Raw genomic sequence first — 7,624 nt, 5'->3', positions numbered from 1 at the left:
TGGCGGAATAGGCAGACGCGCTGGATTCAGGTTCCAGTGCCCGCAAGGGCGTGGGGGTTCAACTCCCCCCTCGCGCACCAAGGTCAATCGACCGAATGAGGCTGGTCAACCCGACAGAATGTCGGGTTGACCAGCCTCATTTCGTTGCTGGACGCGGCCTGGGAGCCGTGTCCGGCCCACGGCTTTGTCGGGGGCAGGGGATAGGTTCTGCGCCATGCCGACACAGACACAGGTCTACGCCTACCAAGGGGCGTCGACGTTCTCCTCCGACGCCGGGCTGTGGCTGTCGACGTCCGGGGCTGTGACGCCCGTCGGCTTGGTTGGCGAGCCGCGGTTCTTCGATCCTGCCGAGATCACGCTGAACACCGATCCGGGAAGTGATCCTGAGGACAAGCGGCCGTCCCCGGCGGTGGCCGCACACGCGAAACGAAGGAATCACCCATGCGTACCCTGATCAGCACCGCCTTCATCTCGCTCGACGGCGTCATGGAGGCCCCCGGCGGCGAACCCGGCTACCGGAACTCCGGCTGGACCTTCAAGGACGTCGAGTTCGTCCCCGAGGCGTTCGAGATCAAGGAACGGGAGCAGCAGGAAGCCACCGCGATCCTGATGGGCCGGGTCAGCTACGAGGCGTTCAGCCCGGTGTGGCCGGACATGGAGGAATTCGCCCGTTACAAGACGATGCCGAAGTACGTCGTCTCCACCACCCTCACCGAGGACAAGCTGGTCTCCAACTGGGGCGAGACCACCATCCTGCGCTCGCTCGACCAGGTCGCCGCCCTCAAGGAGAGCGAAGGAGGCCCGATCATCATCCACGGCAGCACCTCCTTGAACCACGGCCTCTCGGACGCCGACCTGATCGACCGCTACCACCTGCTGGTCTACCCGCTGCTGCTCGGCGCCGGCAAGCGCCTGTTCAGCACCACGGACAAGGACACCCAGAAGCTGACGCTGGTCGAGCACGAGGTCTACCCCAACGGCGTGCAGAAGCAGGTCTTCGACGTCGTCCGCTGACCAGGAGTCGTCGCCCGTTCGGGCGGGCGGCACTCCGCCGCCCGCCCGAACGGGCACGTGCCGGCCCCACCGACGGTCGGCACGTCGGTGCCCGCTCGTTCTCCAGGAGCGGACATCCGGCGCGCCGAACGGGAGTTGATGGCAGGGAAGCGGGCGGCGGTCGACGGAACCGCGACCGGCGATGACCCCGGCCCGACCCGGCGGGGGCGGGGTGGTGCGGAGCCGGTGCGAGGTGGGTCGGAAGATCGGTTAAGATATGGGACATCACCTGCGCGGGTGGCGGAATAGGCAGACGCGCTGGATTCAGGTTCCAGTGCCCGCAAGGGCGTGGGGGTTCAACTCCCCCCTCGCGCACCAAGGTCAATCGACCGAATGTGGCCGGTCAAACCGACAGTATGTCGGTTTGACCGGCCACATTGCTTTGCGGAACGTGCTCCCCAGGTGTGCCCGACGGGTCGTCGTGCGACCTCGACGTGGGACCGCACCGCTGGAGCGGACCGGCCTTCCGCTCCAGCGGCCCTTGTGGGAGGCGTGGTTCAGCGGCAGAGGGCCGTGTCCACGACACTTTCGAGATGCTTCGTGGCTGCCTCGTCGGTCGGGATGCTCGTCACTGCGATGTTGGCGGCGCGGCCGTCGTCGGTGACTCCGCCCCGGGTCTCGTATCCCGGGATGTCACCGCCGTGGCCCCAGTAGACACCGCCGCACGACAGTGGCCTGCTGATGAGCCCCAGTCCGTAGCCGGCGCCGGTGTCCCCGATGGGGACGGTGGTGCGCATCTGGGTGAGCTGGGCCGCTGGGAGGAGGCGGCCGGCGAGGAGCGCGGTGAAGAACTGGTCGAGGTCGGAGTTGGTGGAGGTCATCTGGCCTGCGGCCCAGCCCGCGGAGGGGTCCAGTTCCGTGATGTCGCGCAGAGGTCCGCCCGCTGGATCCCTGTGGTAGCCCTCGGGATGGGGTTCTCGGATGCTCCTGTCACCGGGGGCGGGGAAGTAGGTGTGGCGCAGCCCGATGCGTTGGAGGATGCGTTGGCCAATCTCCTCGGCGAGGGGCCGGCCGGTGACCTTCTGGATGATCAGGCCGGCCAACACGTAGTTCGTGCTGCTGTACTCGAATTTCGCCCCGGGGGCGAAGTCGGCCTTGTGCTGGAAGGCGATGTCCAGGAGGTCGCGGGGTTCGAAGTACCGGTGCTGAATGGTGGTGTCCTCGATGTAGCCCTCGTAATCGGGAAGCCCGCTGGTGTGCTGGAGGAGCTGACGGACGGTGATGCGGCGTCCGTCGATCCCCTCCCCGTGTACGAGGCCCGGCAGATAGGTGTCGACCGGTTCCTCGAGGCCGACCTTCCCTTCACCGACCAGTTGCAGCACGACCACCGCGGTGAACGTCTTGGTGTTGCTGCCGATCCGCACCTGGCCGTCCCTGGGCACCTTCGAGCCGGTGGCCAGGTCGCCGACCCCCGCGGTGTAGGTACGGGTGCGGCCCTCACGGTCCTTGACGCTCGCCAGCGCGGCAGGCAGGCCATCGGAGTGCACCAGCGCGTTCAGGCCCTGCTGGACGGTGTCCGGCCTGGCGGCAGCCGACGCGGCGGGTGGCGCCAGGGCACCCATCGTCATGACGCCGATGGCCACGGCGGCCGCGGCCGGCACGGCTCGTCGCCGACCGCCCTGCTGCCGCCCGGAAGAACGAAGCCTCTGCCACGCCTGCTCACGCATGAGTCAACTCCTGTGGAATCGTTGGGAAAACAGCGGTGTGTGCCGAGCCTCGGTGGGGCCGGCCGCTCGAGCGGTGCGCCGAGGCCGGGGCATTGCCGGCTATGCCACCGGCCGCCGGTCAGTCTCGGGTGAGCTGCTGGTGGACGCACTGCTCGTATTGTCGGAAGCTGTCGAGCTGGTAGCACTGCTGCGTCTTGTCGGCGTACCAAACCATGAAGACGGCGACCAGGATGGACACCACGATCGCGATGAACGACGTCACCACGCCGGTGACGGACATGCCCCAGCCGATGCCGCTCCGCTTGGCCGTCCTCAGGGCGACGATGCCCAGGACCAGACCGATGACGCCGAACAGGCCGCCGATGAAGACGATCGAGGTGATCAAGCCGATGGCGCCCAGCACCATGGCGGCCACGGCCAGGCCGTTCCTGCCGACCGGAGGCTGCACGCCGTAGCCGGGGCCCTGGAGGTAACGGGAACGGGGGTCTGCCCCAGCGGTCCAAGTCGATGCCGTCCGAGTCGGCGCTGTCCGAGTCGGCGTCGACGCCGTCAGAGCTGACATGGCCTCAGCCGGCGCCGTGTGATTCGGTGACGCCTCTCTCCCCCGGGTGTGCATAAGCCGTCCTCTCGTCAACTGGGCAGGACACGATCATCGGTTCCGGGGGCTCGGGCGCGCATCGCGGGAAGAAGGGAGAGAATGCTCCCTCGACCGGGGGAGGCCACCGGCGAGCTGCCCGGTCATACTGGCGATCGTGATCAGGGGAATCCGGCCGTTGCTGCGCGGCTCCACGTATGCGGGTGCGCTGTTCGCCTATTGCGGCGCGTTGGCGAGCCTTCCACTGCTGCCGTTCGCAATGCTGCCGGCGCTGACGTGGCGATCCGCTCCATATGGAGTGCGGGCCGTTCTGACCTTGCTGGTCTGGGCAGCACTGATCGGCGCGGTCGGGCTGGCCCGCACCACACGGCGGGCGCTGATCGCGTCCGCCCGTCGACTGCTGAGGGTGCCGTTGCCGGATCCTGCGGCCGGCCGTCGGTTCGCGAGCTCACCCGGCACTGGGCCGACTCCTACGGCGCCGGCCCCTGCCGTGCCATCCGGCGCCGACCGTTGGCGGACTCCGCTCTGGCTGCTGCTGCACGTGGCACTGGGGTGGACGGGGGCGCTGGTGAGCGGTGTGCTGCTCCTCGCGGGCCTGTCGCTGCCGGGGGGCTGGCTCGGCGGCGAGGCGCAGGTGAGTCTGTTCGGCTGGTCGGCGCGGGTGGCGGGTGGCTGGTCGAGCTGGGCGGTGGCGCTCGGCTGTCTGCTGCTGGCGGCAGCGGTGTGCGTGGTGGTGACGAGCGCTCTGCGATGGTTGGCACCGAGGCTGTTGGGGCTGTCATCGGCTGAGCGGCTCGCGCTGGCGGCCGAGCGGGAGCAGCGGCTGGCCGAACGCAACCGGCTGGCCCACGAGTTGCACGACTCGATCGGGCACACGCTGACGGCGACCACGATCCAGGCGGCGGTGGCGGGCGAGGTGCTCTCCGCGGACCCGGTGGCGGCCCGGGCCGCCCTGCGCAGCATCGAGGAGTCGACCCGGGCCGCGCTGGAGGACCTGGACTACGTGCTGGGCGTACTGCGCGAGAAGGAGGCGGGGACGGCGCCGACCCGGACCTTGGCCGACCTGCCTGAACTGCTGGACCGGTTGCGGCATGCGGGCGCGGTGGTGGAGACGGTGCTGTCGGGCGAGTGGGCGCAGGTGCAGGGGACGCTCTCCCGGGCGGCGTACCGGATCCTGCAGGAGGGGCTGACGAACGCGTTGCGGCACGGGTCGGGCGGTCCGATCGAAGTGCGGGTGGTGGCGGCATCGGACGCACTGGAGCTCCGTGTGGTCAACCGGACCGGGGCGGGCACGGGCACGGGCACGGGTGCCTTCCCGACGTCCGGGCACGGCCTTCCCGGGCTGGCCGAGCGCGTGCGGCTGCTTCACGGTGAGATCGAGGCCGGCCCGGACGGGCCGCAGCACTGGCGGTTGGCGGTCCGGCTGCCGGTACGGGGGTCGGCATGATCGGCTCCGGCGTGAGCGAAGCCGCCACCACCAGCCCTACCGGCACCTCCGTCACACTCCTGATCGCGGACGACGACGAGGTGACCCGCAGCGGTCTGCGCACGTTGCTCGCGGCCCAGCCGGGGATCGCGGTGATCGGGGAGGCCGCCGACGGTGTCGAGGCGGTCGAGCAGGCGCGGCGGCTGCGGCCGGACGTGGTCCTGATGGATGTGCGGATGCCGCGTCGCAACGGGATCGAGGCCACCCGGCAGCTGCTGGCCGAGTCGGCCGAACCGCCGAAGGTCGTGGTGATCACCACCTTCGAGAACGACGGCTACGTCACCGCCGCGCTCAGCGCGGGGGCCAGCGGTTTCGTGCTCAAGCGGCTTCCGGTCCGGCAGATCGCGGAGGCGGTGCGGGTGGTGGCGGCCGGGGAGGCGATCCTCTTCCCGGCGGCGCTGCGCCGGATGATCGCCGCCCGCCCGCTGGGCTCCGCCGAGGCGTTGCCGAAGGCGGCGCTGACGGGGCGGGAGGAGGAGGTGCTGCGGTTGATGGCCACCGGCCTGTCCAACCCGGAGATCGCTCAGTCGCTCACGGTGACTCTGGAGACGGTGAAGACGCACGTCGGGCACGTGCTGACCAAGCTCGGCGCGCAGAACCGGACCCACGCGGTGGTGATCGCGTACGAGTCCGGTCTGGTGGTGCCGGGGTTCGCCGGCTGACCCGGCCTCTGTCGCGGCCTTCGCCGGCCGGGCCGGGCGACTTCGATCACCGTCGCGTGATCCCCGACGCGGCGCCGCCCGCTCCGCTGTGATGCCGTGAGGACCGACGGCACCGTCTTGGCCCGGTGCTGCCCCAGTGCGGGCGCGAACCGTGGAGGGGCCGACGGCCGTACGGGAGCGGGAGAACACGAGCTTCACGATCCCGGGGATTGGGTGGGGGATCGATGGACGTCCCCAAGTCTCGTGCTGGAACCGGCCGTTAACTGTATGGAGGGCCGGTCATTCAGTTGCAGCTCCCAGCATCTTCACAGTTGACTGTTTTTTAGTAAGGAATTGCTCAGACTTGAGCCCAATCCTGAGAGTTTCCTGGGAAGTTCGGACAAGCGTTCCCGATCCGGAGCTAACCCCACTTCCCGGAGGATCCCGTGCGACCCCGCTCGCTCGCTCTTGCCTCGGCACTCGCCGTCCTGCCGCTGACCGCGGCTTCCCTGGCAGCCACGACCGCCTACGCCGCGCCGGCGCCCCACGTCTCGGCGCCCCGGGTGGCACTGCCCAACACCGTGACCCCCGCGGTGGCCCACTCGCAGAAGCAGGGCGATGTCCCCGCCGCCCAGCAGATATCGGTGGCGGTCAGCCTCAAGCTGCGCAACACCGCGCAGCTCGACCGCTTCCTCGCGGCCGTGAACGACAAGCACTCCCCGCAGTACGGGCACTACCTGACCCCGGCTCAGTTCACCGAGCGCTTCGGCCCGACCCAGGCCGATGTCGCGCAGGTGCGCTCCTACCTGGAGGGCCAGGGCCTGAAGGTCACTTCGGTCAGCGCCAACCGCCAGGTGGTCAACGCCAGCGGCACCAACGCGCAGATCGCCAAGGCCTTCGGCACCCACGAGAGCCGTTACGTCGACAAGCTGGAGAAGAAGGCCTTCTTCGCCAACGACGGTGCCGCCTCGGTGCCGGCCTCGCTGTCCGGCGTGGTCCAGGGCGTCTCCGGTCTGAACAACAAGACCGTGCGCACCACCCGCATGGCGAAGCCGAAGGCGGCGACCCCGCACGACACTCCGAGCGGGGTCGCTCCGGCGCAGTACAACGGCGCCTACAACCTCGACAAGCTGGGGACCGACGGCAGTGGCACCACCGTCGCCCTGTGGGAGTTCGACGGCTACTCGTCGTCCAACCTGAAGACGTACGACAGCCAGTTCGGCCTGTCCGGTCCGGACGTCAGCACGGTCTCGGTGGACGGTGCCAACTACGACAGCTCCCCGGGCCAGGGCCAGGGCGAGGTCGAGCTGGACTCCGAGATCGTCCGCGGTGTCGCGCCCAAGGCCCAGCAGCTGGTCTACGAGGCCCCCAACAGCGACCAGGGCGAGATCGACATGGCGGCCCAGATCGTGTCGGAGAACAAGGTCTCGGTCATCTCCATCTCGTGGGGCTCCTGCGAGCCGGACACCACCGCGTCCTCGATGACCGCGGTGGACAACTCCTTCAAGCAGGCCGCCGCGCAGGGCATCAGCGTCTTCTCGGCCTCCGGTGACGACGGCTCGCGCGACTGCACCCGCTCCACCAGCGGCTCCTCCGTGCAGGCGGTCGACTTCCCGGCCTCGGACCCGTACGTCACCGGCGTCGGCGGCACCAACCTCAGCGTGAACGACGACAACAGCTACTCCTCGGAGAGCGCCTGGAGCACCGCCGGCGGCGGCGTCTCCACCCAGTTCGCCCAGCCGAGCTGGCAGAGCGGCACCGGTGTCGGCGGCGGCAAGCGCACCGTCCCGGACGTCTCCTCCAACGCCGACCCGAACAGCGGCTTCGCCGTCTACACCGCGGGCGGCTGGCAGGTCATCGGCGGTACCTCCGCCGCGGCCCCGCTCTGGGCCGGCTACGCCTCGCTGTTCAACCAGAAGGCGAAGGCCGCCGGCCAGTCGGCACTCGGTGAGGCCAACCCCAAGCTGTACTCGATCGCGGGTGGCAGCAACTACGGCTCGGCCTTCCACGACGTCACCACCGGCGCCAACCAGGACTTCTCCGCCGGCACCGGCTACGACCAGGTCACCGGCTGGGGCTCCCCGGTCGCCGACGGCCTGACCAACGCCCTGCTCGGCGGCAGCCAGTCCTCGTCGAGCGACGAGTAACCGCACCTGCACCCGGCGACCGCCGGTACGGGGTT

At 69.6% G+C, this 7,624-nt stretch carries 7 protein-coding genes and 1 tRNA gene; 6 read left to right on the top strand and 2 right to left on the bottom strand.

What is annotated here, in order from left to right:
- The first annotated feature begins 214 nt into the window (after nt 1–214).
- The 3 genes from ABD369_RS36415 (at nt 215) to ABD369_RS36405 (ending at nt 1,371) form a co-directional block, all read left to right on the top strand.
- Nucleotides 215–454 carry a hypothetical protein gene (locus tag ABD369_RS36415; RefSeq protein ID WP_344640932.1) on the top strand — a complete coding sequence of 80 codons (240 nt, stop codon included), beginning with the start codon at nt 215–217 and terminating at the stop codon, nt 452–454.
- On the top strand, nt 442–1,014 hold the full coding sequence (locus ABD369_RS36410) for a dihydrofolate reductase family protein (RefSeq protein WP_344640931.1): 573 nt from the start codon (nt 442–444) through the stop codon (nt 1,012–1,014). The genes ABD369_RS36415 and ABD369_RS36410 overlap by 13 nt, the downstream gene beginning before the upstream one ends.
- A 270-nt stretch (nt 1,015–1,284) precedes the next feature.
- Nucleotides 1,285–1,371 (top strand) — tRNA-Leu (locus ABD369_RS36405).
- A gap of 179 nt (nt 1,372–1,550) precedes the next feature.
- Here ABD369_RS36405 and ABD369_RS36400 read toward each other — a convergent pair.
- Nucleotides 1,551–2,720: a serine hydrolase domain-containing protein gene (locus ABD369_RS36400; protein WP_344640930.1), complete on the bottom strand. Its 1,170-nt coding sequence runs from the start codon at nt 2,718–2,720 to the stop codon at nt 1,551–1,553.
- A 118-nt stretch (nt 2,721–2,838) separates the two neighbouring features.
- Nucleotides 2,839–3,126 (bottom strand): DUF4190 domain-containing protein, encoded by a 288-nt coding sequence (locus tag ABD369_RS36395; RefSeq protein ID WP_344640942.1) that lies wholly within the window; start codon nt 3,124–3,126, stop codon nt 2,839–2,841.
- A 346-nt stretch (nt 3,127–3,472) separates the two neighbouring features.
- Here ABD369_RS36395 and ABD369_RS36390 point away from each other — a divergent pair, with 346 nt between their 5' ends.
- The 3 genes from ABD369_RS36390 to ABD369_RS36380 all read left to right on the top strand — a co-directional run bounded on the left by ABD369_RS36390 (nt 3,473) and on the right by ABD369_RS36380 (nt 7,589).
- Entirely contained in the window at nt 3,473–4,762 is a 1,290-nt protein-coding gene (locus tag ABD369_RS36390; protein ID WP_344640929.1) for a sensor histidine kinase, read from the top strand.
- Nucleotides 4,759–5,463: a response regulator transcription factor gene (locus ABD369_RS36385; RefSeq protein ID WP_344640928.1), complete on the top strand. Its 705-nt coding sequence runs from the start codon at nt 4,759–4,761 to the stop codon at nt 5,461–5,463. The genes ABD369_RS36390 and ABD369_RS36385 overlap by 4 nt, the downstream gene beginning before the upstream one ends.
- A gap of 425 nt (nt 5,464–5,888) precedes the next feature.
- Nucleotides 5,889–7,589, top strand: a complete 1,701-nt coding sequence (locus tag ABD369_RS36380) for a S53 family peptidase (RefSeq protein WP_344640927.1) — start codon at nt 5,889–5,891, stop codon at nt 7,587–7,589.
- Nucleotides 7,590–7,624 lie beyond the last annotated feature (35 nt).

Origin of the sequence: Kitasatospora cystarginea (assembly GCF_039533515.1) — a bacterium.
In the GTDB taxonomy this organism is placed as follows: Bacteria; Actinomycetota; Actinomycetes; order Streptomycetales; family Streptomycetaceae; genus Kitasatospora; species Kitasatospora cystarginea.
This window is presented reverse-complemented; position numbering and strand designations above follow the sequence as displayed.

Excerpts from the sequence above, each read along its gene's own strand:
- ABD369_RS36415 (WP_344640932.1), top strand. The coding sequence starts at position 215 with ATGCCGACACAGACACAGGTCTACGCCTACCAAGGGGCGTCGACGTTC.
- ABD369_RS36395 (WP_344640942.1), bottom strand. The coding sequence starts at position 3,126 with ATGGTGCTGGGCGCCATCGGCTTGATCACCTCGATCGTCTTCATCGGC.
- ABD369_RS36400 (WP_344640930.1), bottom strand. The coding sequence starts at position 2,720 with ATGCGTGAGCAGGCGTGGCAGAGGCTTCGTTCTTCCGGGCGGCAGCAG.
- ABD369_RS36410 (WP_344640931.1), top strand. The coding sequence starts at position 442 with ATGCGTACCCTGATCAGCACCGCCTTCATCTCGCTCGACGGCGTCATG.
- ABD369_RS36385 (WP_344640928.1), top strand. The coding sequence starts at position 4,759 with ATGATCGGCTCCGGCGTGAGCGAAGCCGCCACCACCAGCCCTACCGGC.